Here is a 21,289-nt window from a genome sequence, read left to right as displayed (position 1 = left end):
ATGGCGGCGCGGCGGTGTCCGCTCGCGTCAGCCGCGCGAGGCCTGCTTCAACAGTTTAGGGCTGACGAACAGGACGAGCTTGCCGCGGCGGAAGGAGACGTCGTTCCAGTCGTCGGTCGCGAAGTCGAACACGGCGAGTCCCGAAGTCGGCAGATTGTCGGCGAGCGCGCGCTTGGCCGCCTCGTCGCCGCTGCCGGTCAGCGTCAGCGCCAGCTCGTGCATGCCGGGATTATGGCCGATCAGCATCAGCTGCTTCGGATCGGTGACCGAGGCCATCCGGATCGCGGTCAGCAGCAGCGCCGGATCGGCGCCGTAGAGTTCCGGCACGAAGTCGACTTTCGGCGCAGGTCCGGCACCCGTCAGCGCCTCGCGCACGATCTCAAAGGTCTGCGTGGTGCGGACCGCCGGCGACACCAGCGCCAGATCGGGCAACGGCGGGTGGCGCGCGATCCAGCCGCCGATCTCAGCCGCATCGCGGTGGCCGCGCTCATCGAGACGGCGGTCCTGGTCCTGCCCCGACGGCGCGTCGGTTTCGGTCTTGGCGTGACGCAGCAGCAGCAAACGGCGCATGGACTTCCATCTCGATTCGGTCTGGTCGAATTAATTCTACAGGCTCATGCCCTGGACAAGGTGACAAGCGCCGCAGCGGTTCGTAAGAAACGACATGAGCGAGACTTCCACAAGTGCGGCAGACGGCCCCGATGCGGCGGCCTCGCCGTTCCGCGACCGCCTGGCGTTCGACCTCGACGTCGACATCTGCGTGGTCGGGGCGGGGCTGGCGGGCCTGACCGTGGCCCGCGAGGCGGCGCGGCTCGGGGCCAGCGTCGCCGTGCTCGAGGGGCGCCAGGTCGGCTGGAACGCCTCCGGCCACCATCTCGGCACCGTGATGCCGGGCTTCGGCCTGCCGATCGCGGATGTGATCGAGCGCGTCGGCCTCGATGATGCCCGGCAGCTATGGGCGCTGTCCAAGGAGGGCGCCGATTATGTGCGCGCCACCGCCACCGAGGATTTGATCCCGGGCATCAGCCCAAGCGACGGCGCGCTGGAAGTCTCCAATGTCGATGTCGGCGAAGCGCTGATCGGCCGCCTGCAGACGATTGGCGAGGAATTTGCGACCGAAGTCGAAGGCTGGCAGGTCGATCGCGTCCGCAGCGTGCTCAGGACCGGCCGCTACTTCCATGGCATCTACTATCCGAAGGCGTTCCAGATCGATGGCCGCAAATATGTCCACGGCCTCGCCGCGCTGGCTGTGCGGGCGGGGGTCCGGATCTTCGAGGAGACGCCGGTCGTCAGCATCGACTTTTCGGGCATCCGCAAACGCATCGTGACGCCGTCGGCGCGCTTGCGTGCCAATCACATCGTCCTCGCCGGCAATATCCACCTCGGCGCGCCGCTGAAGCGCCTGTCCGATACGCTGCTGCCGGTGTGGCGCTACGCGGCGTTGACCGAGCCGCTCGGAGAACGGCTGGCCGAGGCGATCGCCTTTTCCGGCTCGGTCGTCGACAGCAACGGCATCGACCATTTTCGCGTCGTCGATGGCGATCGCCTGTTGTGGGCCAGTCCCGAAACCACCTGGAACGCGCGGCCGAAGCGGCTTGGTGCGGCGGTGCAGCGCCGGATTGCCACGGTGTTCCCGCAGCTCGGGAAGGTTCCGATCGCCGACACGTTCGGCGGCGCGGTTGGTGTCACCGTGCACGGCATGCCGCAGATCGGACAGCTGCGCAGAGGCCTGTGGGTGGCGAGCGGCTTCGGCCGGCAGGGGCTCAACACCTCGGCGCTCGCCGGGCAGTTGATCGCGCGCAGCATTCTGTGGGGCGATGACCGCTGGCGGCTGTTTTCTCCGTTCGAGCTGGTCTGGGCCGGCGGCACCACCGGTCGTGTCGCCGGTCATTTCGTCGGCTTGTGGGCGAGGGGCGCTGCATCCGTGGCGGGCACCCTGGCGCGCCATCGCGAGAGTGCACGTGCGAAGGAACGGCTGCGCGAGGCGCGGCTGGCCGAGGCCAATCTCAAGGCCGGAACCCGGGGACCGGCGCCGCGCCGTCCGCCGCCGGGAGCCGTGGTGCGGCCGGTGCCGCCGCCCGTGCCGCCCCGGCGGATCGGGGAGGGTGAGACGCCGTATCCTCACGCCTCGCAAGAAAGTGAGCGGATCTCCGACGGGCGGATGTAACGTCCGGCGGCGGGGTTCGTATTTGTTGGCGAACCTGTTTGCCCGTCCGCATCGGAGATGATTAATGATCGATCGCCGTATCCTGCTTGCTTCCGTCGCCAGCCTGCTGAGCTTCGCGGCCTTCCGCTGGCTGCGCGCCTCGCCGGCGCATGCCGCCGAGAAATTCGAGATCGAGAAGACCGACGCCGAATGGCGCGCGCAGCTGACGCCGCAGCAATACGAGATCCTGCGCAACCAGGGCACCGAGCGGCCGGGATCGAGCCCGCTGCTCAAAGAGCACCGCAAGGGCACCTTCGCCTGCGCCGGCTGCGATCTGCCGCTGTTCTCGTCCGAGACCAAGTATGAGAGCGGCACCGGCTGGCCGAGCTTCTACAAGCCGCTGGACAACGCTATCGGCACTACGTCGGACCGCACCTTCGGCATGCTGCGCACCGAGGTGCATTGCCGCCGCTGCGGCGGCCATCTCGGCCATGTGTTCGACGACGGCCCGAAGCCGACCGGGCTGCGCTACTGCATGGACGGCTTTGCGCTGATGTTCCACCCGGCGGCGCCGTCGGCGACCTGACAGCGTTTTCGAGCGAAGCAGGGACCGGTTCGCGTCGCGGTCAAAACTGCGCTCCCTCCCGGCAATTGTTGCCTGCCCGGCAATTGTGCCCCGGTTAAACGGCCGGGGCATTTTTTTCAAGCGCATGATTTTGTTACGTTTCGTTTCCTGGCACGACCTTTGCGACATGCTCCGCCGATGCGGCCATCTGCTGATTGCCAGCCGCCGGGAATCGAATTGGAGAACATGTCATGGGTATCTTCGGCGCACTTACGACGGCGGTCGGTGGCTTGCGCGCAGGGTCGTACGCGCTTGAGAATATCTCCGGCAACATCGCCAACTCGCAGACCACGGCCTTCAAGCGCATCGATACCTCCTTCCTCGACCTCGTCCCGCAGACCGCGCTGACCGCGCAGCTCGCCGGCGGCGTCACCGCGCAGTCGCGCTCGACCAACTCGGTGCAGGGCGACGTGCAGTCGGCCTCGGTCGCGACCTTCATGGCGATCAACGGCAACGGCTTCTTCGCGGTGCAAAAGCCCGGCGGCTTCACCGACGGCTCGCCGGTGTTCGACGGCGTCGACCGCTATACCCGCCGCGGCGATTTCCAGCTCAACAAGGACGGTTACCTCGTCAACGGCGCCGGCTATTATCTCGAGGGCGTGCGGATCGACCCGACCACCGGCAACCCCTCCGGCTCCTCGCCGCAGGTGCTGCGGTTCAAGAACGACTTCCTGCCTGCGCAGCAGACCACCAAGATCGATTATCGCGCCAACCTCGCGTCCTACCCTCTGACCACCGCGCACGACACGTCGGTGCCGGGCTCCGAGCTGCTGCGGCCGGGCGCGTTCAGCGCTGGCCATAATCCGTTGGTGCTGGGCACGCCGGCCGCGCCGTATACCGATTCCTCCGTCACCGGCGCCGCGCAGAACAACAAGCAGACGCCGCAGGCGGCGAATACCGCCGCGACCTTGCTTTCGGGCGCCTCCGGCACCGACTCGATCGCTTCCAATTTCAACGTCGGCGACACCATCACGATCAACAGCACGGTGATCACGTTCGTGGCTTCGGGCGCGGGCGCCAACCAGCTCAACGTCACCGATAGCATCGGAACGTTGCTCGGCAAGATCGACTCGATCACCGGTGCCGCTGCCACCGTCCCCCCGACTCCCTCCACAATCAGCGGCGGCAAGATCACCCTGCATTCCGGCGTCAACTCCGATCTGTCGGTGACGAGCTCGAACAACGCTGCATTCACGGCTCTCGGCTTCACCACCACTGCGCAGGCGACGCGTGGCGGCGGCGGCACGGTCGGCACCGGCCAGGTGGTCGGCAACGACAACACGACGTTCCTCAACGAGAGCGTCGCCGGCGGCGCAGTCACGGCCTACGACGTCTCCGGCGCGCCGGTTAACCTGCAATTGCGCTGGGCCAAGAGCGACAGCGCCTCGCTCGGCGCCGGCCATACCGATACCTGGAACATGTTCTACCAGGTCAATCCCAATGCGACCGGCACGCAGGTTGCGTGGCAGAACGCGAACGTGAACTTCACCTTCGCGGCGAACGGCCAGATGTCGCCGGCGATCTCGTCGGTCACGCTCAATAATGCCGTGGTCAACGGCGTGTCGCTCGGCAGCCCGGTGATCAATTTCGGCTCCGGGGGCGTGACCCAGTTCGCGGACGCCAACGGCAACGTCCAGGTCAACCAGATCCAGCAGGACGGTTTCCCGGCCGGCCAGCTGCAGTCGGTCAGCGTCTCGACCAACGGCCGCATCGTCGGCAACTACACCAACGGCCGCAACATCGACCTCGCCGAAATCTCGGTGGCGACCTTCAACGGCACCAACTTCCTCAAGCGCATCGACGGCGGTGCGTTCGAGGCGACCGACGAGTCCGGCGCGGCGCTGTTCGGCAAGGCCGGCACCATCGTCGGTTCGTCGCTCGAGAGCTCGAACACCGATATCGCCGACGAGTTCACCAAGCTGATCGTGACCCAGCAGGCCTATTCGGCCAACACCAAGGTGATCACGACGACCAATTCGATGGTGCAGGATCTCTTGAACGTCGTGCGCTGATCGCATCGATGATGCGCGTGTGAAGCAGTAAAGGCGAGTACACATCATGGGTTTGAGCCAAGCCCTCTCCACTGCGATGTCGGGCCTGCGTGCCACGCAAGCCTCGCTCTCGCTCGTGTCGTCGAACGTCGCCAATGCGGAAACGCCCGGTTACGTCAGGAAGACGCTGAACCAGGATACCGGCACCACCGGCCAGTTCGGGTCGAGCGTCCTGATCACGGGCGTCAACCGCCAGCTCGACGAATTCCTGCAGACCCAGCTGCGTACCGAGACGTCGGGCGCCGCCTACGCCGACGTCCGCTCAAGTTTCCTGTCCAATCTGCAGGGCGTCTACGGCAATCCCGACTCCACCGGCACGATCGAGGACGCCTACAACAAGTTCCTGACCGCGGTGCAGGGGCTGTCGACCAGCCCGGACTCGCAGTCGGCCCGCATCGGCGTCGTCAATGCCGCGCAATCGATGGCGCAGCAGCTCAACGCGACCTCGCAGGGAATCCAGACGCTGCGCGCCAACGCAGAGGCCGGCATCAACGACTCCATCAACACTGCGAACAATGCATTGCAGCAGATTGCGCGCCTCAATGTGCAGCTGCAGGCCACTGGCGGCACGCAGGACGCGTCGACCGCGGCGTTGCTCGACCAGCGCGACCGCTACGTCACGCAGCTTTCGCAGCTGATGGACATCCGCACCGTGACCAACAGCCAGAACCAGGTGACCGTGTTCACCAATTCCGGCGTGCAACTGGTCGGCGCCCAGGCCGCGACGCTCAGCTTCAACGCCCAGGGCACGATGACGCCCAACACGCAGTACAATTCCGATCCGACCAAGAGTACCGTCGGCACCATCACCATCACGTTTCCGCAAGGCGGCACCTATGACATGGTGTCGACCAACTCGATCCGATCGGGCAAGATCGCGGCCTATCTCGAGCTGCGCGACAACACGCTGGTGAAGGCGCAGACGCAGATCGACCAGTTCGCCGCCTCGATGTCGAGCGCGCTGTCGGACAAGACGACGGCGGGCACGGCGGCGACGGCGGGCGCGCAGTCCGGCTTCGACCTCGATCTTTCGGGACTGCAGAACGGCAATACCATCCACGTCTCCTACAAGGACAACACCACAGGCCTCACGCACAATCTGTCGATCATCCGTGTCAATGATCCGAGCGTGCTGCCGCTGAGCAACAGCGCGACCGTCGATCCGAACGACGAAGTGCTGGGAGTGGACTTCTCCGGCGGCATGAGTTCGGTGCTGGCCCAGCTCAACGGCGCGCTCGGCGGAACGGGCCTGCAGTTCTCCAACCCCTCGGGATCGACGTTGCGGGTGCTCAACGATGGCGCCGCCAACAAGGCAACCGTGACCACAGCTTCGGTCACGTCGACGGTTTCGTCGCTGACGTCGGGAGATCCGCAGCTTCCGATGTTCACTGACAATGGCGCGCTCTACACCGGCGCGATCACCGGAAACGGCTCGCAGTCGACCGGTCTTGCCGCGCGCATCAGTGTCAATACCGCCCTGGTCGGCGATCCCTCGCGTATGGTCGTGTACGCGACCAATCCGCAGACCCCGGCCGGAGACACCACACGGGCCAACCTCGTTCTGAACCAGCTGTCGAACGCCTCGTTCAGCTATTCGCCGCAGACCGGTCTCGGCACGTCAGGCGCGCCGTTCACCGGCACGCTGCTGAACTTTGCCAAGCAGTTCATCAGCCAGCAGGGCGAATCGGCGACGGCCGCCAAGCAATTGGCCGACGGTCAGGACGTCGTGCTGAATACGCTGCAGACCAAGATGGACTCGACCTCCGGCGTCAACATGGACGAGGAGATGGCGCATCTGCTCTCGCTCCAGAACGCCTATTCCGCCAATGCGCGCGTGATGTCGTCGATCAAGCAGATGTACGACGCGCTGCTGCAGATCTCGTGAGGGTAACATGTCGATCGACGGCGTAAGCGGCAGAACTTCCTATATCGGCACCAATATCCTCAACCTGCGCAATCAGCTCAATGACCTGACGACGCAGCTTGCGACCGGCAAGGTATCGACGACCTATGCGGGGCAGGGGCTCGATCGCGGCTTCGCACTCAGCCTGCGTGCGCAGATCAGCGGCATCAATGCGTTTTCCGACACCGCCACCAACCTCAACACCCGCCTGAGTGTAGCCAATCTCAGCTTGCAGGGGCTGTCCGACGTCGGCAGTCAGGTGAAGAACGCTTCGACGACGGCGACGCTGACGCTCAACGAGAACGGGCAGACCTCGGGCCAGATCACGGCGCAGGCCGCGTTCGCCAACGCGGTCGCGATGCTCAATACCCAGTCGGGCGACCGCTATCTGTTCTCCGGCCGTGCCATGGATACGCCGGCCACGGTGCCTGCCGACACCATGTTGAAGGGCACGGCGACCCAGGCCGGCCTCACCCAGCTGATCAACGAGCGCAAGCAGGCCGATCAGGGCGCCAACCTGATGGGACGCCTCAGCGTGTCGTCGCCGCCGGCGACCACGACGGTGACCAGCGTCGCTGAGGACGGCTCGCCATTCGGCCTGAAGCTGCTGTCGGTGCAGTCGTCATTGACCGGCGCCACGGTGACGCAGCCGGCCGGGACGCCGAAGTCGGCGTCGGTCGATCTCGGCGCCGTCAATCCGAAAGATGGCGACAAGATCAAGTTCAACTTCACGCTGCCCGACGGCACCACCGATGCAGTCGAGCTCACGGCAACGACGACGAACCCGCCGCCGGCCGGTTCGTTCCTGATCGGTGCCGACACCACGGCGACGACGGCCAACCTTCAGGCGACGTTGACGTCGTCCATCAAGACGCTGAGCGACACATCACTGGTCGCGGCCTCCGCGATCGCGGCTTCGAACAACTTCTTCAATCCGGTCGCGACCGTGTCGGGCGCCGCCGTCAATAACCACAACACGCCGCCGGCGCCGATCTCGGGCGCCACCGCCCTTTCGGGGGCGGCGGGCACCGATTCGCTGTCCACGAGTTTCGCGGCCGGCGACACCATCACGGTGAACGGCACCCCGATCACCTTCGTGGCCTCGGGCGCCACCGGCAACCAGGTCAACATCACCGACAGCGTGCAGACGCTGATGTCGAAGATCGACCAGATCAGCGGCACCAAGAATCCGTCGACCATCAGCAATGGCGCGATCACCCTCCACGGCGCCGATGGTCAGAACCTTGCGATCTCGAGCTCCAACACCGCAGCACTCGGCGCGCTCGGCATTGCCAACAACACGACCGCGACCCCGGCGCCGCTCAGGGTAGGGGGACCGCCCTTCAATACAGCGAGCAATCTGGTCGCGGGCACGCCCGCCAACACCGTGTACTGGTACACCGGCGAAAACGGCCCGGGATCCGCACGCGGCACCGCCCTCGCGCAAGTCGATCAGTCGATCACGGTGCAGTATGGCGCGCGCGCCAACGAACAGGCGTTCCGCTACTTGCTGCAGAATGTCGCGGTGTACGCCGCGGTGACCACCAATGCCAGCAATCCGAATGCGAACGCACAGGTGACCGCGCTCGCGCAGCGGGTCGGCGCGAATCTTGCCCCGCAGAGCGGCCAGCAGCAGATCCAGGACGTGCAGGCCGAGTTCGCCGGTGCCCAGACCGCGACCAAGGCGGCAACCGATCGCCAGACCCAGCTCAAGAGCATGTCGGAAACGATGCTCGACTCGATCGAGGGCGTCAATCAGGATGAGGTCGCGACCAAGATCCTGGCGTTGCAAACCAGCTTGCAGGCCTCGTACCAGACCACGTCGATGCTGTATCAGACCACGCTGTTGAAGTATCTGCCGATCGGCTGATTGCCCGCCTGCCTATCTCCAGCCAGCAACAAGGCCTCCTCGCGGGGGCCTTGTTCGTTCAGACCGAGAGGCTGGCGTTTCAAGCGAAATGACGCCGGTTCGCGTGAAGAAAACGCGTCAGGACGAGAAGCTCTACGCGCTCTTGCGGGTATCGTCCTGGTTGGCCTTCTGCTGGCCGCGCGCGCTTTCCAGCAGCTTCTCCTCATGCGCGATCAGCTTCTTGGATTCCTTCAGCGCGTGATAGAGATCGCCGTTGAGGATGAAGTTGTTGACGCTCTCGATGAACGGCCAGGCGCTCGGCATCGCGGTGATGATGTCGCGCACCAGGCTGAAATAGGTCGGGTGGTGCGCCATCGGGTCCGGCGACAGATACATCAGCTGCACTGCGAGATAGATCAGCTTCGCCGGCGTGTCCGCGGTCTCCGGCGTCAGGATATCCTTCTCGCGCAGGATCGGGATGCGGTCGCCGTCGATCAGGAGGCGAGCACGCTGATCGGTGTTGGTGATCACGCAATTGCCGACGATGATGCGCTCGTTCGGCTTGAGTTCGACCTTCAGGGCCATGACCGTTCTCCTTTGCCGGGCAATCGCGCGATGTCATCGCTAGCGGATCGAGGTTGTGCTCGGCACTGCTTAGCAGCCGCCGTTGCGGCCCGGGGCCGATGCGACAGCGATCCTTTCCCATGATGGTTAATGCTTGGTGAATGACGAGCCCGCACAGGCGGCGGCGTTCGGCCGGAATCGGCAGTTGTCTCAGTAGTTTTCGCGGCGAACTTCGCCCAATGGCGACAATTTTATTCTTCCGCATTTGATTTAAATGCCTTGCCGGAGATTTCTTTTTCCTTGGCGGCTTGTCCGCAGGATCGGCCATCCGCCCGATCAGAAAGGATTGGCGCGGTTTTTTCCTCAGTTTCACACCAGAAAGGTATGAAAATGTCCGGTATCATTCTCTCCTCCTCCGTTCGCCAGAACCTCCTCTCCCTCCAGTCCACCGCCGATCTGCTCTCCACCACGCAGAACCGCCTTGCCACCGGCAAGAAGGTCAATACGGCGCTCGACAACCCGACCAACTTCTTCACCGCTCAGTCGCTCGACAATCGCGCCAGCGACATCAACAACCTGCTCGACGGCATCGGCAACGGTGTGCAGGTGCTGCAGGCTGCCAACACCGGCATCACCTCGCTGCAGAAGCTGGTCGATACCGCGAAGTCGATTGCCAACCAGGTGCTGCAGAGCCCGACCGGCTACACCACGCGGTCGACGGTGAGCTCGGCGGCGGCGCTCGGCGGAACGGCGGCGAACCTCGTCGACGGCGCCACGATCAAGAGCGGTGACACCCTGGCGATCGCGGCCTCTGCCGGCCAGCCCGCCTTCACCTTCACCTTTGGTGCCAGCACGTCGCTTGCCCAGCTGAACACGTCGCTGTCGGCCAGCAATCTGACGGCGAGCCTCGACAGCTCCAACAAGCTCGTCATCACCACGACCAATGACGCGGCGTCCTCGACGATCGGTGCGGTGACCTACACCGGCACCGGCACTGCGACGTTCGGCGCCGCGACTGCCCCGGTTGCCGATGCGGCCTCGCAGTCGGCCCGTGCGGCCCTGGTGACGCAGTACAACAACACCATCTCGCAGATCACGACCACGGCGCAGGACTCCTCGTTCAACGGCATCAACCTGCTGAGCGGCGACAGCCTCAAGCTGACCTTCAACGAGACCGGCAAGTCCACGCTCAGCATCACCGGCGTCAAGTTCGACGCCGCGGGCCTCGGCCTGAAATCGCTGGCGGCGGGAACCGACTTCCTCGACAACAACTCGGCGAACAACGTGATCGCTTCGCTGAGCACGGCGAGTTCCTCGCTGCGCAGCGAAGCCTCGACGCTGGGTTCGAACCTCTCGATCGTGCAGATCCGTCAGGACTTCTCCAAGAACCTGATCAACGTGCTGCAGACCGGTTCTTCGAACCTGACGCTGGCCGACACCAACGAGGAAGCGGCCAACAGCCAGGCGCTGTCGACCCGCCAGTCGATCGCGGTCTCGGCGCTCGCGCTCGCCAACCAGAGCCAGCAGAGCGTGCTGCAGCTGCTCCGCTAAGCGCGACGACAAGCACTTCAGGAACGGCGGGGGAAACCCCGCCGTTTCTCGTTTATCTCCGGGATATTACGGTATCTGTCCATGCCGTAAGAACGGCGTATTTCGTAACGTCTGCTAACCATATTTAAAGGCGCCGGATGCATAAATATCGAGCGCTAGAATTGCGTCTCCGCGGCTCGAGAAATCCGCATCCCATCGAGGTCATTAATGTCGAATGCAGCCCAGGCCTACGCTCGTACCTCAACGACGACGGCGTCCCCACGTGAAATCGAAGCGCAGGCGCTCTTGAAGGCCGCGCGGCAGCTGCAGGAAGTCCAGGCGAACTGGAACGGCCTCGACAAGGCGCTCGATCACGCATTGCTGTTCAATCGCCGGCTGTGGTCGATCTTCCTCAGCGCGGCAGAGGGCAACGACAATCCGCAGCCGCTCGAGGTGCGTCAGAACATCGCAAACATCAGCGTGTTCGTGATGAAGCAGACCATCGACATCCAGATGAACCCGGATCCGGCGAAGCTGAAGTCTCTGATCGACATCAACTGCAATATCGCCGCCGGCCTCTCCGGCCGCGGCTGATTGACCGGTTCACGATGGAGGCCTAGCCATGGCCGACGTGTTGAGCATCCTGTCCGCCAACTACAAGGCCGCCGGCCTCACGGTGCCGTCGAAGACGCCCTATGTGGCCGTCGATCCGAAGCTCTATGAGGGCAGCTGGAGCGGCAAGTACGCCAACAACAAGTCGTTCAACATCTCGGTGTCGAACGTCGACGGCTTCCGCGCCAAGGTTCACTATCAGAGCGAAGGCACCAGCAAGTACCAGGACGTCCTGATCAAGGACGGCGCGTTCCGGGTCGGCGATACCAAGTTTTCGCTGGTGCAGCAGGGGACGGCATTGATCGCCAATGTTGTCACCGATCCGGCCACCGGATCGACCTATCTCGACAAGGCCTACGCTACACAGAAGTGAGGCTCCATTCGCCTGGTTACGCGCGGCGGTCGGTTGCGCGTGCCCGGGTCGGCGCGTCCTTGCTGAGATCGAGCGCGTGGAAATAGGCGCGGCGGCGCAAGACGGCTTCTTCCGGAAACTGCCTCACCACAAGGTTGGTGCGATTGTCGACCACCTGATAGACCACGGCGCGGGCGTCGCGATCGATGATGACCTGGTCGGTGACCGATGGGGCCCGATTTGAAATTGACGCGTTGACGGCGTTGGGGTCGATCGTGACGCGCACGCTCGGCTCCGGAGCGGTGACGCTCTGGCTCGCGGGCAATTCGGTCTTCACCGCCTTCTGCGCCGTATCGCTCGCGGGAGTGATCATCGGCGCTGCAACCGGTGCCCCCACCGGCTTGATGTTGAAATCTGTACTCATGGCAGCCTCGTAGTGCACAGGCACTAGTTTGCTCGAGTCAAATCCCAACCCCTCACGATCCGCAACTCTACGGGGAACCTCTCAATAGGGTGTTAGAGAACACGCTGAACGGCGTGCTGCCAAGGCCGCGTCGAATTGAACTAAATTGTAGGCCGTGCGCGTCAGAGCGTCCGACTGACGGCGATCGGAGTCATGTTGCGCGGACCTGGCGCGGCGCGTTGTCCGTTCGCGGTGTAGGTGTTCGGGATGTTGCGGCGCTGCACCTCGGCATTGACGCCGCGCACGATGCCTTCGGAGACGGCGTGCGCGGTCGCAAGCACCGTCAGATTGACCTGCAGCATCGCGCGGAACGTCTCGTGATGACGCCGCAGCGTCGCGAGCAGTTCGGGCTCGCTCTGCGACAGCATCTTCTGCATCGATTTCAGATGCTCCACCGCGAGCATATAGCGCCGAGACAGCTCCGATTTCTGCGCCTCGAGCCGCATGCCCTCGCGGATCTTGCCGGCGCGGACGAACTCGGTCTCCCGCTCGATGACGGCGAGCAAGCCGCCCATCACCTCGGTCAGCTCGTTGGCAAGACGCGCGACGTCGGGAGGCGTCGACGTCGCACCCCGCGCGACGGGGGCGGAGGCTGGCCGCGGCTGCTGTGGACGCTGGTTCATCGCGCTGCTCCTTGGATAGCGGAATTAGCTCTTGTTCGCCTGCTGCAGGATCAGCGAGCGGAACACGTCGTTGGAAATGCCGACGCCGCCGGACTTGGCGAAATTCTTCGAATACTCGTCGGTCAGCATCGAGCGCCACGGGCCGGTACCGACCGTGTCGCCGTAGGGACCTTCACCCTTCAGGCCGGTCGTCATCTGCGAGAACATCGAGTTCAGGAACATCGATTCGAAATCGGTCGCGGTGGCCTTCGCCTTGGTGATCTGCTGCGGCGTGAGCTTCTTCATCGCGTCCTGCAGCACCGGATCGGGACGGCCCTTGAACATCGGCATCAACGCCTTGTTCGGCATGCTGCCGGTGGTGCTGTTGATCAGGCTTGCCATCACATCACCTCGATGTCGGCTTCGATCGCGCCGGCGGCCTTGATCGCCTGCAGGATGCTGATGAGGTCGCGCGGTCCGATGCCGAGGCCGTTGAGGCCGTCGACGAGTTGCTGCAGCGAGACGCCGTCCTTGACCACCGCGAACTTCTTGCCGTCCTCGGTGACCTGCACATTGCTGCGCGGCGTCACCACGGTGCGGCCGCGCGACAGCGGATTGGGCTGGCTGACCTGCGGGGCTTCCGAGATCGTGACGGTGAGATTGCCTTGCGCCACCGCTACGGTTGCGACGCGGACGTCGCGGCCCATCACGATGATGCCGGAGCGTTCATCGATCACGATCCGCGCGGCGAGGTCGGGATCGACCTGCAACTGCTCGATCTCGGTCAGGAAGGCGACGACGTTGCCCTTGAACTCCGGCGGGATCGAGAGCTGCACCGTGGAGGGATCGAGCGGCTCGGCGGTCTTGACGCCGAGATAGTCGTTGACCGCGGCGGCGATCCGCTTGGCGGTGGTGAAGTCGGCATTGCGCAGCGCGAGCCGCACATTGGGCAGGCGGTTGAGCGCGAACTCGATCTCGCGCTCGATGATGGCGCCGTTGGCGATGCGGCCGACCGTCGGCACGCCGCGCACGACCTTGGCGGCCTCGCCCTCGGCCTGGAAGCCGGAGATCGCCAGCGTGCCCTGCGCCACCGCGTAGACATTGCCGTCGGCGCCGAGCAGGGGGGTGACGAGCAGGGTGCCGCCGCGCAGGTCCTTGGCATCGCCGAGCGCGGAGACGGTCACGTCCATGCGTGTGCCCTGGGTGCCGAACGGCGGCAGGTTGCCGGTGACCATCACCGCGGCGACGTTGCCGGTGCGGATGGTGGCGCCGCGGATGTTGACGCCCATGCGCTCGAGCATGGCTTGCAGCGACTGCTTGGTGAAGGGGATGTTGTTGAGCGTATCGCCGGTGCCGTTGAGGCCGACCACGAGGCCATAGCCGATCAGCTGGTTCTGCCGCACGCCTTCGATGTTGGCGAGATCCTTGATCCGCGACGTCGCGGCCGCGGGCATGGCGGAAGCCGCCAGCGCGAGCAGCGCGGCGCAGGCCAACCCGAATAGACTTACGATGCGGATGCCGGGCATCCTGATGCTCCCCTCGAACTCACTGGCGGATCGCGCGACACTCCCATGACGGCGATCCGCCATTAACCATGCGAGCTGCGTGCCACTTTGTTTCGTTGGGGCAATGTATTGATATATTTATCGAAATTGTCTTGCTCGCGTTGGGTTGGGGTTGGCCAGCAAGCGCGAAACTGCCGTGTGGCGGCAGAAATTGCCGGGTCGTTTACGTGTCGTTAACCATAAAACGGCGATGCTTGCGGCATTCAGGCCTGCGGGATCATGGCGATGCGCATCTACGGACCGAACGGCACCACGCTTGGCACGTCCACCAGCGCCACGCGGCGCACCTCGTCGAGCGGCTTCTCGCTGCCGGACGCGACCAGCGCGCAGGAGGAGGTCCGCTCCACCGCAGCACCAAAGGCCGCCGCCAGCCTCGATGCATTGCTCGCGCTGCAGGGCGTCGAGGACCCGACCGAACGCCGCAAGCGCTCGGTGGCCCGCGGCAAGGGCGCCCTCGACGTGCTCGACGCGCTCAAGCTCGGCCTGCTCTCAGGCAATTTCGATTCCTCAACCGTGAACCGGCTGCGTGATGCCGCGGCGAGCTTGAAGGAATCCTCCGGCGATCCCGGCCTCGACGCCGTGCTCGGCGAGATCGAACTGCGGGTCGAAGTCGAGCTCGCCAAGGCCGGGCAATACTAGGCTCTTCCCTCAATCCCCCTGTCTCACGCCACGCGCGTCTCAGGCCGCCAGTGCCTTGCGCTGGGCGTCGTAGTGGCGCTGCGCAGCCAGCACCTCCTTCAGATTCTGCTCGGCCCAGTCGCGCAGCGGATCGACCGCCTGGGCGAGTGTCGAGCCGAGCGGCGTGATCGAATACTCCACGGTGACCGGGACGGTCGCGATCGCGCGGCGGCGCAGCAGCCCGTCGCGCTCCAGGCTCTTCAGCACCTGCGACAGCATCTTCTGCGAAATGCCCTCGATGGCGCGGCGGAGCTGGTTGAAGCGCATCGGCTCGCTGCGCAGCAGCAGCAGGATCAGCACCGCCCATTTGTCGCCGACCCGGTCGAGGATCTGGCGCGTCGGGCAATTGGCGGCATAGGCGTCCGGCTTCAGGCTCGAGGCTTTCATCGGGTTACTCCGGCGTAATCAGGTGAGACAAGAGTGCCTTCTTCACACCTACATCCATTTCGCTATCTAGTCACCATCGGAAACCATCAATCGGAGACTTGAGATGAAGATCGCCATCGCCGGCGCATCCGGCCAGGCCGGCTCGCGCATCACGGCGGAACTGGCCCGCCGCGGCCACGCCGTCACCGCCATCGCCCGCAACCCGGAGAAGATCGCAACCCTGCCGGGCGTCACCGCCCGGAAGGGGGACGTGAACGACCAGGCGGGCCTCGCCGCGCTGTGGGCCGGCCACGATGCCGCGATCAGTTCCGTCCATTTCTCGGTCAGCGACCCCCTCAAGCTGATCGGGGCCGCCAAGGCCTCCGGGGTCGGCCGCTATCTGGTGGTCGGCGGCGCCGGCAGCCTCGAAGTGGCCCCCGGCGTCCGCCTGGTGACGACGCCGAACTTCCCGCCCCAGTACAAGGCCGAGGCCTCCAAGGGGGCCGAATTCCTTGACCTGCTGCGCCAGCAAAGCGACCTGAACTGGACCTTTTTGTCGCCCTCGGCGCTGTTCGTGGCGGGCGAGCGGACCGGCAAGTTCCGGCTCGGGACCGACCAGCTTCTGACCGCCGCCGACGGCAAAAGCTCGATCTCGTTTGAGGATTTCGCAGTTGCACTCGCCGACGAAATCGAGCGTCCGGCCCATCTCCGCCAGCGTTTCACGGTCGGCTATTGAGGGGGCGGGGCGGCCCCCAAGCAGGGCGGATAAGTTTGCCTGTGCAAGGCCTTGGGGGCGGCCCGCCTTTCGCGGTGGCAGATATTGTCTGTCACATGACGTGGCTATATAAGGCGCCGCGCGGAGGGGTCCTGTTCCCTCCGCCTCACAGGGACATGGCTGCCTTTGGAAAAGCTGAAGAACTACCGGCCGACTGAAAAAGAGCCTTTCATGAATGAGCGGCAGCGCGATTATTTCCGCGCCAAGCTGCTGGCCTGGAAGGATGAGATCCTCCGCGAATCGAAGGTCACGCTGCAGACGTTGCAGGAAGAGAACGTCAATCACCCCGACCTCGCGGACCGAGCTTCCTCGGAAACCGACCGCGCGATCGAACTCCGTGCCCGCGACCGTCAGCGCAAGCTGATCTCGAAGATCGACGCGGCGCTCCAGCGCATCGAAGACAACACCTACGGCTATTGCGAGGAGACCGGTGACCCGATCTCGCTGAAGCGGCTCGAAGCCCGCCCGATCGCAACGCTGTCGGTGGAGGCGCAGGAACGCCACGAGAAGCGCGAGAAGGTCTATCGCGACGAATAGTGGCGGCTGGCCACCACAGATTGATTCCGGCGCGCACCGGTCGTAGGTTCGCGCCGCCATGATGACACGTACTCTCAACATCGCATCGGTCTTCTTCCTGGGCTGATCCCGTTTCCGGCAGGAAACGCTGATCGTCCCCGCGAGCCTGGGCTCGTGGGATTCCAGTGATCCGAATGGGTCAGCCCAATTCCGCGCACCGCGGAGTATCGATGGCCCGTGGCAGTTTGAGAGACAAATATGACTCATCGGGACGACGCATGTGCGCTGAGCGGCGCACAAATCGCGCAATTCATCGAACAGGGCTTTGTCAGGATCGACGTCGATGCGGCGATAGATCGACAACAATCTACGCCAGTCCGGCTTCGACTGTCGTCTCGATTGCCAGCGCACTGCGGCGCGGGCCGTGGGTCTTCGACCACGCCAGCAGTTCGCGGAAAGCCGGCGTCAGGCCCCAGGCCGAATCCGTCAGCTCGTATTCGACCTGTAGCGGCTTCTCGGCCAGCACCTTGCGCGCCACCAAGCCATCGCGCTCGAGTTCTCGCAGTTGGCCGGTCAGCATATGCTGGGTGATCGGCACGAGCGCACGGCGCAGCGCGCCGAACCGCACGCCGCCGTGCATCAGCGTGAACAGGATCTCGAGCTTCCATTTGCCGCTGAGCGCGCCGATCGCCTGCTTGGAGTCGATCAGCAAAGTCGGGTCGGCGGGGCAGCTGCCGCAGTCACCGCCGTCACACACATCACTGGTATTGTTTTCCATACCGGTCTCGATTTTCATTCTACTTGCCAGGACAGAGATAGTGACCAGATGCGGCCTGTGCAGGGTGGGCAGCGCGATGTTCGACCCCGCCGAACCATCGAAAGGGCGAGGACATGAGCACGGTGTTGGTCACGGGCGGATCTGGTTTCATCGGCGTGCATACGATCCTGCAGCTGCTGGCCGGCGGGCATGCGGTGCGCACCACGGTGCGTAATCCGGATCGCAGCAAAGACGTGATCGCGATGCTGCGCGAGGGCGGCGCTGATACGGCCGACCAGGTCGGCTTCGCGACCGCCGACCTGCTGCGCGATGACCGCTGGCACGAGGCCGCCAAAGGTTGCGATTACGTGCTGCATGTCGCATCGCCGCTCGGTGCTCACGCGCCCGAGGACGAGAACGAGCTGATCGTGCCGGCGCGGGAAGGCACGCTGCGGGTGCTGCGCGCGGCGCGCGACGCCGGCGTCAAGCGCGTCGTCGTGACCTCGTCGTTTGCCGCGATCGGCTACGGCCATCCGCCGCAGGCGGCGCCGTTCGACGAGACGGTGTGGTCCAATCTCGATGGCCCCGACGTGCAGGCCTATCCGAAATCCAAGACGCTGGCCGAGCGCGCCGCCTGGGATTTCGTCGCGCGCGAGGGCAATGGCCTCGAGCTTGCCGTGGTCAATCCCACCGCCGTGTTCGGCCCGGCGCTCGGTCCCGATTTCTCCGAATCGATCGGCATCATCAAGGCGCTGCTCGACGGCGCGATGCCGGCGGTGCCGCGGATCCATTTCGGGCTCGTCGACGTGCGCGATGTCGCCGACCTGCATCTGCGCGCCATGACGTCGCCCAAGGCCAAGGGCGAGCGGTTCCTCGCGGTCGCCGGCGAAACCATGTCGGTGCTGCAGGTGGCCCGCCTGCTGCGCAACAAGCTTGGCAGCAAGGCGCGGCGCGTGCCCCGGTTCCAGGCGCCGGACTGGATGATGCGGCTCGCCGCGCGGCGCAATCCGCTGGCGCGCGCCGCGCTGCCGCTGCTCGGCAAGGTGCGCCGCTCGACCAGCGCCAAGGCGCAGAACCTGCTGGGCTGGAAGCCGCGCGGCAATGCGGAGATGATCGTCGCGACCGCCGAAAGCCTGATCAGGCTCGGCCTGGTCAAAACCTGACGGCCTCTCCCGTCCGGCACGCTTGCCAGACGCATCGGCGGGTGCTGAATTGCCGTGAGCAGACGGAGGCGCCACCGCGCCGCCGAGACAACTGGGAGGCTGCGCAGATGGAACGGATCCTCGCGGCCGCAAAGGCGATCGCCAGCGCGCGCCGTAGCCGCGCGCCGCTCAAGGCGCTTCCGAAAGACGTCGTGCCGCGCGACGAGGCCGAGGGCTATCAGGTGCAGTACGCGCTGCACGATCTGTTGCAGCCGCAGGTCGGCAGCCTCGTCGGCTACAAGATCGGCTGCACCAGCGCCGTGATGCAGGAGTACATCAACATCCCGCACCCCTGCGGCGGCGGCGTGTTCGAGAAGGTCGTGCATGACAGCGGCGTGCGGCTGCCGGCGGCCGACTTCGTCCATGTCGGCGTCGAATGCGAGATCGCGGTGCGGCTGGCGCGCAATCTGGCTGCGAGCGAAGCGCCTTTTACCGCCGAATGGGTCGCGGAAGCGATCGAGGCCTACCATCCCGCGATTGAGATCGTCGACGACCGCTATGTCAAATGGGAGACGCTCGGCGCGCCGACGCTGATCGCCGACGATTTCTTCGCCGCCGGCTGCGTGCTCGGCGAGGCCGTGCCGCGCATTACCGTGCCGGATCTGCGCAAGGTGGTGGGACGCGCGATGATCAATGGCAAGGAGGAGGGGCGCGGCACCGGCGCCGACGTGCTCGGCCATCCCCACAACGCGCTCGCCTGGCTCGCCAATCATCTCGCCGCCGAGGGCCGTGGCCTGCATGCCGGCCAGATCGTCATGACCGGCAGCCTGGTCAAGACGGTGTGGCTGAAGGCGGGCGATGTGGTCGTGATGGAGCTCGATGGGCTCGGCAAGGTAGAAGCGGCGTTCACCTGAGGTCACTGTTTCCTACATTTGATCGTTCGTACACATCAGGGCCTTGCCGTCCCACAGGCTCCTGACGGCGTCGAACGGCACGGCCAGCCTGGCATATTTGCGATTGAACCAGACGCCGACCTCGAAGCCGTCGTCCCTGACCACGAGGCGATCGAATTCGTGTTGCAGGATGATCGTGATCTCCTCGGGGTATTTCTCGACCACGGCGGCGGGCAGCTTCACGCCGTCGGCCCGGGTTGCGAAGGTGATGTTGACCGGCCGGTCCTCCGCGGCGCGGCGGAGCAACGCGGTCATTTCGGTCCGCTTCTGCGCGGTGTTGCAGGGCTCGACGCCGGCGCGCGCCGGCAGGGAGGCCACCAGCAGGAGCAGCGCTCCAGCAATCCGTTCGCTCCGGTGCCACATCCGCCTGCTCCATGTCGCTCACGCGACGTCGTTCTTGGCTTCAGTGGTCGCAGACCGCGCCGAGGTTCAAGTGGTTGGCCGCTTGCCGTCCGCGACCAGCTCGACCTTGCCGTCAGTCAGCCGGTAGACCGCGCCGACGATCCTGAGCTTGCCCTGATCGACCGCGGCGCTCAGGATCGGTGTCGCCGTCTTGAGCTTGGCGACGTTGTCGATGACGTTTTGCCTGATCGCGTTGGCGAGGCGGTCGCCCGGCCTGCCCTCGGTCGCCTTCACCGCCGGCGTGATCGCGCTGACCAGCGAGGGCAGGTGGCCGGGCAGGGTGGAGTTGTCCTTGAGCGACTTGATCGCGGCATCGACTGCCCCGCAGCTGTCGTGACCGAGCACCATGAACAGCGGCACGCCGAGCACTGACGACCCATATTCGAGGCTCGCGATCATCTCGTCGCTGGCGAAATTGCCGGCGACGCGGCAGACGAACAGATCGCCGCGACCGGTGTCGAAGGCGTATTCCGGCGCGATGCGGGAGTCCGCGCAACTCAGGATGCCGGCAAACGGATTCTGTCCGGTGGCCAGCGCCTCGCGCTCGTGCTTGAAATCATGCCGCCGCGACACGCCTTCGACATAGCGGAGATTGCCCTTCACCAGCCGGTCGAGCGCGGCATCCGGCGCCAGCACGTTCTGCGGCTTCGGCGGCGGCTTTGTCTCCTTGGCGGAGATCGGCGGCGCAAAGGCGAGGCCGGCGGCGGTGCATGCCGCGGCGGCGAGGAAAGATCGTCGGGAGGTCTGGCCGGAAGGTACGACGTCGCAGAGTTGGCACATCGAGGTTCTCCGTGAACAAGGACCGCATCCGCGCGATATTTGTAGGTGAAGCGCAATCTATTCGCAACGACGTGCGTTCTCGCGTGCGCGGCCGCCACGTCCACGCGTCGTCGTCCTGGCGAAAGCCAGGACCCACGACCACCGCACCGGATTGCAAGAAGGATCGTGGCCCCAGCATCGCGCAGCGATGAGCTTTCGGGGTAATGGGTCCTGGCTTTCGCCAGGACGACGGTGGTGATGGTCCAACATCGGTGTCATCACCCGCGCGCATGCGGGTGATCCGGTATTCCAGAGGCCGCAGTGCTTGAGCCGATAAGCCGCGGCGTACTGGATCGCCCGGTCAAGCCGGGCGACGACAGCTTGAGTGGGGACACAGCTTCGCACTCTCGCGACACGAATTGTCCGAGCCATGCTCTTCGTTTCGCCCTCTGCTTGCGGAGTACCCATCGTTTGCGCCGCCGACTGTTCGCTTCGCCTCCGGCGGACAAGCTGCTCTGCCGATCGCAATGCCAGCGGACAGATCGACGTTATTTAATAACCCGCGGGTTATAAAAGAGCGGGCGTTCTGGGCAGGGCTGAGCCGCCCAATAAACGCATCACCTAGCGAAACTTACCTACTCCGAATTGTCGCTTGACTAATCCATAGCCGGCTAGTTAT

Annotated in this window: 24 protein-coding genes; 13 read left to right on the top strand and 11 right to left on the bottom strand. The window is 64.9% G+C overall.

Annotation, left to right across the window (positions count from 1 at the left end; translation table 11 throughout):
- Positions 1 to 27 precede the first annotated feature (27 nt).
- The gene (locus tag JQ507_21980) at positions 28 to 570 is read right to left on the bottom strand and encodes a histidine phosphatase family protein (protein ID QRI67632.1); all 543 of its coding nucleotides are present in this window, start codon (positions 568 to 570) and stop codon (positions 28 to 30) included.
- A 94-nt stretch (positions 571 to 664) separates the two neighbouring features.
- Here JQ507_21980 and JQ507_21975 point away from each other — a divergent pair, with 94 nt between their 5' ends.
- From JQ507_21975 to JQ507_21955, 5 genes are all read left to right on the top strand, one after another.
- Positions 665 to 2,167 (top strand): FAD-binding oxidoreductase, encoded by a 1,503-nt coding sequence (locus tag JQ507_21975; GenBank protein QRI67631.1) that lies wholly within the window; start codon positions 665 to 667, stop codon positions 2,165 to 2,167.
- A gap of 64 nt (positions 2,168 to 2,231) precedes the next feature.
- Positions 2,232 to 2,732, top strand: coding sequence for a peptide-methionine (R)-S-oxide reductase MsrB (gene msrB, locus JQ507_21970; GenBank protein QRI67630.1), 501 nt, complete (start codon positions 2,232 to 2,234; stop codon positions 2,730 to 2,732).
- 230 nt (positions 2,733 to 2,962) lie between these two features.
- Entirely contained in the window at positions 2,963 to 4,783 is a 1,821-nt protein-coding gene (locus tag JQ507_21965) for a flagellar hook-basal body complex protein (GenBank protein QRI67629.1), read from the top strand.
- 46 nt (positions 4,784 to 4,829) lie between these two features.
- Entirely contained in the window at positions 4,830 to 6,707 is a 1,878-nt protein-coding gene (flgK, locus tag JQ507_21960; GenBank protein QRI67628.1) for a flagellar hook-associated protein FlgK, read from the top strand.
- Positions 6,708 to 6,714: 7 nt separating this feature from the next.
- Positions 6,715 to 8,595, top strand: coding sequence for a flagellar protein (locus JQ507_21955; GenBank protein QRI67627.1), 1,881 nt, complete (start codon positions 6,715 to 6,717; stop codon positions 8,593 to 8,595).
- Between the two features lie 132 nt (positions 8,596 to 8,727).
- Here JQ507_21955 and flbT read toward each other — a convergent pair whose 3' ends face one another.
- Both flbT and JQ507_21945 read right to left on the bottom strand, forming a co-directional pair.
- On the bottom strand, positions 8,728 to 9,159 hold the full coding sequence (gene flbT, locus JQ507_21950; GenBank protein ID QRI67626.1) for a flagellar biosynthesis repressor FlbT: 432 nt from the start codon (positions 9,157 to 9,159) through the stop codon (positions 8,728 to 8,730).
- A 230-nt stretch (positions 9,160 to 9,389) separates the two neighbouring features.
- Positions 9,390 to 9,542, bottom strand: coding sequence for a hypothetical protein (locus JQ507_21945; GenBank protein ID QRI67625.1), 153 nt, complete (start codon positions 9,540 to 9,542; stop codon positions 9,390 to 9,392).
- On the opposite strand from JQ507_21945, the gene JQ507_21940 reads away from it, so the two are divergent.
- The 3 genes from JQ507_21940 (at position 9,529) to JQ507_21930 (ending at position 11,653) form a co-directional block, all read left to right on the top strand.
- Positions 9,529 to 10,689: a hypothetical protein gene (locus JQ507_21940; protein ID QRI67624.1), complete on the top strand. Its 1,161-nt coding sequence runs from the start codon at positions 9,529 to 9,531 to the stop codon at positions 10,687 to 10,689. The two genes, JQ507_21945 and JQ507_21940, sit on opposite strands and share 14 nt — an antisense overlap.
- A gap of 207 nt (positions 10,690 to 10,896) precedes the next feature.
- Complete coding sequence (gene flaF, locus JQ507_21935; GenBank protein QRI67623.1) at positions 10,897 to 11,262, top strand: flagellar biosynthesis regulator FlaF; 366 nt, start codon at positions 10,897 to 10,899, stop codon at positions 11,260 to 11,262.
- Between the two features lie 28 nt (positions 11,263 to 11,290).
- Positions 11,291 to 11,653: a hypothetical protein gene (locus JQ507_21930; GenBank protein QRI67622.1), complete on the top strand. Its 363-nt coding sequence runs from the start codon at positions 11,291 to 11,293 to the stop codon at positions 11,651 to 11,653.
- 16 nt (positions 11,654 to 11,669) lie between these two features.
- On the opposite strand, the gene JQ507_21925 is transcribed toward JQ507_21930, so the two are convergent.
- The 4 genes from JQ507_21925 to JQ507_21910 all read right to left on the bottom strand — a co-directional run bounded on the left by JQ507_21925 (position 11,670) and on the right by JQ507_21910 (position 14,223).
- Positions 11,670 to 12,056, bottom strand: a complete 387-nt coding sequence (locus JQ507_21925; protein QRI67621.1) for a hypothetical protein — start codon at positions 12,054 to 12,056, stop codon at positions 11,670 to 11,672.
- A 161-nt stretch (positions 12,057 to 12,217) separates the two neighbouring features.
- Positions 12,218 to 12,718 (bottom strand): hypothetical protein, encoded by a 501-nt coding sequence (locus JQ507_21920; protein QRI67620.1) that lies wholly within the window; start codon positions 12,716 to 12,718, stop codon positions 12,218 to 12,220.
- A gap of 24 nt (positions 12,719 to 12,742) precedes the next feature.
- On the bottom strand, positions 12,743 to 13,099 hold the full coding sequence (flgJ, locus tag JQ507_21915) for a flagellar assembly peptidoglycan hydrolase FlgJ (GenBank protein QRI67619.1): 357 nt from the start codon (positions 13,097 to 13,099) through the stop codon (positions 12,743 to 12,745).
- Positions 13,099 to 14,223 (bottom strand): flagellar basal body P-ring protein FlgI, encoded by a 1,125-nt coding sequence (locus JQ507_21910; GenBank protein QRI67618.1) that lies wholly within the window; start codon positions 14,221 to 14,223, stop codon positions 13,099 to 13,101. The genes flgJ and JQ507_21910 overlap by 1 nt, the downstream gene beginning before the upstream one ends.
- 264 nt (positions 14,224 to 14,487) lie before the next feature.
- Here JQ507_21910 and JQ507_21905 point away from each other — a divergent pair, with 264 nt between their 5' ends.
- Positions 14,488 to 14,901: a flagellar assembly protein FliX gene (locus JQ507_21905; GenBank protein ID QRI67617.1), complete on the top strand. Its 414-nt coding sequence runs from the start codon at positions 14,488 to 14,490 to the stop codon at positions 14,899 to 14,901.
- A gap of 39 nt (positions 14,902 to 14,940) precedes the next feature.
- On the opposite strand, the gene JQ507_21900 is transcribed toward JQ507_21905, so the two are convergent.
- Complete coding sequence (locus JQ507_21900; protein ID QRI67616.1) at positions 14,941 to 15,327, bottom strand: helix-turn-helix transcriptional regulator; 387 nt, start codon at positions 15,325 to 15,327, stop codon at positions 14,941 to 14,943.
- A gap of 103 nt (positions 15,328 to 15,430) precedes the next feature.
- On the opposite strand from JQ507_21900, the gene JQ507_21895 reads away from it, so the two are divergent.
- The gene (locus JQ507_21895; GenBank protein QRI67615.1) at positions 15,431 to 16,042 is read left to right on the top strand and encodes an NAD(P)-dependent oxidoreductase; all 612 of its coding nucleotides are present in this window, start codon (positions 15,431 to 15,433) and stop codon (positions 16,040 to 16,042) included.
- Between the two features lie 210 nt (positions 16,043 to 16,252).
- Positions 16,253 to 16,618: an RNA polymerase-binding protein DksA gene (gene dksA, locus JQ507_21890; protein QRI67614.1), complete on the top strand. Its 366-nt coding sequence runs from the start codon at positions 16,253 to 16,255 to the stop codon at positions 16,616 to 16,618.
- A gap of 346 nt (positions 16,619 to 16,964) precedes the next feature.
- On the opposite strand, the gene JQ507_21885 is transcribed toward dksA, so the two are convergent.
- Positions 16,965 to 17,393, bottom strand: coding sequence for a helix-turn-helix transcriptional regulator (locus JQ507_21885; protein ID QRI67613.1), 429 nt, complete (start codon positions 17,391 to 17,393; stop codon positions 16,965 to 16,967).
- 95 nt (positions 17,394 to 17,488) lie between these two features.
- On the opposite strand from JQ507_21885, the gene JQ507_21880 reads away from it, so the two are divergent.
- Together JQ507_21880 and JQ507_21875 are read left to right on the top strand one after the other, a co-directional pair.
- Positions 17,489 to 18,517, top strand: coding sequence for an aldehyde reductase (locus JQ507_21880; GenBank protein QRI67612.1), 1,029 nt, complete (start codon positions 17,489 to 17,491; stop codon positions 18,515 to 18,517).
- A gap of 107 nt (positions 18,518 to 18,624) precedes the next feature.
- Positions 18,625 to 19,410, top strand: a complete 786-nt coding sequence (locus tag JQ507_21875) for a fumarylacetoacetate hydrolase family protein (protein ID QRI67611.1) — start codon at positions 18,625 to 18,627, stop codon at positions 19,408 to 19,410.
- Positions 19,411 to 19,422: 12 nt separating this feature from the next.
- Here the strand turns inward: JQ507_21875 and JQ507_21870 are convergent, their stop codons facing one another.
- Positions 19,423 to 19,812, bottom strand: coding sequence for a hypothetical protein (locus JQ507_21870; GenBank protein ID QRI67610.1), 390 nt, complete (start codon positions 19,810 to 19,812; stop codon positions 19,423 to 19,425).
- A gap of 66 nt (positions 19,813 to 19,878) precedes the next feature.
- Positions 19,879 to 20,631, bottom strand: coding sequence for a carbonic anhydrase (locus tag JQ507_21865; GenBank protein ID QRI67609.1), 753 nt, complete (start codon positions 20,629 to 20,631; stop codon positions 19,879 to 19,881).
- Positions 20,632 to 21,289: the final 658 nt, after the last annotated feature.

This window comes from Bradyrhizobium sp. PSBB068, assembly GCA_016839165.1.
Classification (GTDB): Bacteria; Pseudomonadota; Alphaproteobacteria; order Rhizobiales; family Xanthobacteraceae; genus Bradyrhizobium.
Note: the sequence above shows the minus strand (reverse complement) of the source record. Positions and strands in the feature narration are given on the sequence as shown.

Coding starts and splice junctions, on each gene's coding strand:
- JQ507_21980 (QRI67632.1), bottom strand. CDS start 570: ATGCGCCGTTTGCTGCTGCTGCGTCACGCCAAGACCGAAACCGACGCG.
- JQ507_21975 (QRI67631.1), top strand. CDS start 665: ATGAGCGAGACTTCCACAAGTGCGGCAGACGGCCCCGATGCGGCGGCC.
- msrB (QRI67630.1), top strand. CDS start 2,232: ATGATCGATCGCCGTATCCTGCTTGCTTCCGTCGCCAGCCTGCTGAGC.
- JQ507_21965 (QRI67629.1), top strand. CDS start 2,963: ATGGGTATCTTCGGCGCACTTACGACGGCGGTCGGTGGCTTGCGCGCA.
- flgK (QRI67628.1), top strand. CDS start 4,830: ATGGGTTTGAGCCAAGCCCTCTCCACTGCGATGTCGGGCCTGCGTGCC.
- JQ507_21955 (QRI67627.1), top strand. CDS start 6,715: ATGTCGATCGACGGCGTAAGCGGCAGAACTTCCTATATCGGCACCAAT.
- flbT (QRI67626.1), bottom strand. CDS start 9,159: ATGGCCCTGAAGGTCGAACTCAAGCCGAACGAGCGCATCATCGTCGGC.
- JQ507_21940 (QRI67624.1), top strand. CDS start 9,529: ATGTCCGGTATCATTCTCTCCTCCTCCGTTCGCCAGAACCTCCTCTCC.
- JQ507_21945 (QRI67625.1), bottom strand. CDS start 9,542: ATGATACCGGACATTTTCATACCTTTCTGGTGTGAAACTGAGGAAAAA.
- flaF (QRI67623.1), top strand. CDS start 10,897: ATGTCGAATGCAGCCCAGGCCTACGCTCGTACCTCAACGACGACGGCG.
- JQ507_21930 (QRI67622.1), top strand. CDS start 11,291: ATGGCCGACGTGTTGAGCATCCTGTCCGCCAACTACAAGGCCGCCGGC.
- JQ507_21925 (QRI67621.1), bottom strand. CDS start 12,056: ATGAGTACAGATTTCAACATCAAGCCGGTGGGGGCACCGGTTGCAGCG.
- JQ507_21920 (QRI67620.1), bottom strand. CDS start 12,718: ATGAACCAGCGTCCACAGCAGCCGCGGCCAGCCTCCGCCCCCGTCGCG.
- flgJ (QRI67619.1), bottom strand. CDS start 13,099: ATGGCAAGCCTGATCAACAGCACCACCGGCAGCATGCCGAACAAGGCG.
- JQ507_21910 (QRI67618.1), bottom strand. CDS start 14,223: ATGCCCGGCATCCGCATCGTAAGTCTATTCGGGTTGGCCTGCGCCGCG.
- JQ507_21905 (QRI67617.1), top strand. CDS start 14,488: ATGCGCATCTACGGACCGAACGGCACCACGCTTGGCACGTCCACCAGC.
- JQ507_21900 (QRI67616.1), bottom strand. CDS start 15,327: ATGAAAGCCTCGAGCCTGAAGCCGGACGCCTATGCCGCCAATTGCCCG.
- JQ507_21895 (QRI67615.1), top strand. CDS start 15,431: ATGAAGATCGCCATCGCCGGCGCATCCGGCCAGGCCGGCTCGCGCATC.
- dksA (QRI67614.1), top strand. CDS start 16,253: ATGAATGAGCGGCAGCGCGATTATTTCCGCGCCAAGCTGCTGGCCTGG.
- JQ507_21885 (QRI67613.1), bottom strand. CDS start 17,393: ATGAAAATCGAGACCGGTATGGAAAACAATACCAGTGATGTGTGTGAC.
- JQ507_21880 (QRI67612.1), top strand. CDS start 17,489: ATGAGCACGGTGTTGGTCACGGGCGGATCTGGTTTCATCGGCGTGCAT.
- JQ507_21875 (QRI67611.1), top strand. CDS start 18,625: ATGGAACGGATCCTCGCGGCCGCAAAGGCGATCGCCAGCGCGCGCCGT.
- JQ507_21870 (QRI67610.1), bottom strand. CDS start 19,812: ATGTGGCACCGGAGCGAACGGATTGCTGGAGCGCTGCTCCTGCTGGTG.
- JQ507_21865 (QRI67609.1), bottom strand. CDS start 20,631: ATGTGCCAACTCTGCGACGTCGTACCTTCCGGCCAGACCTCCCGACGA.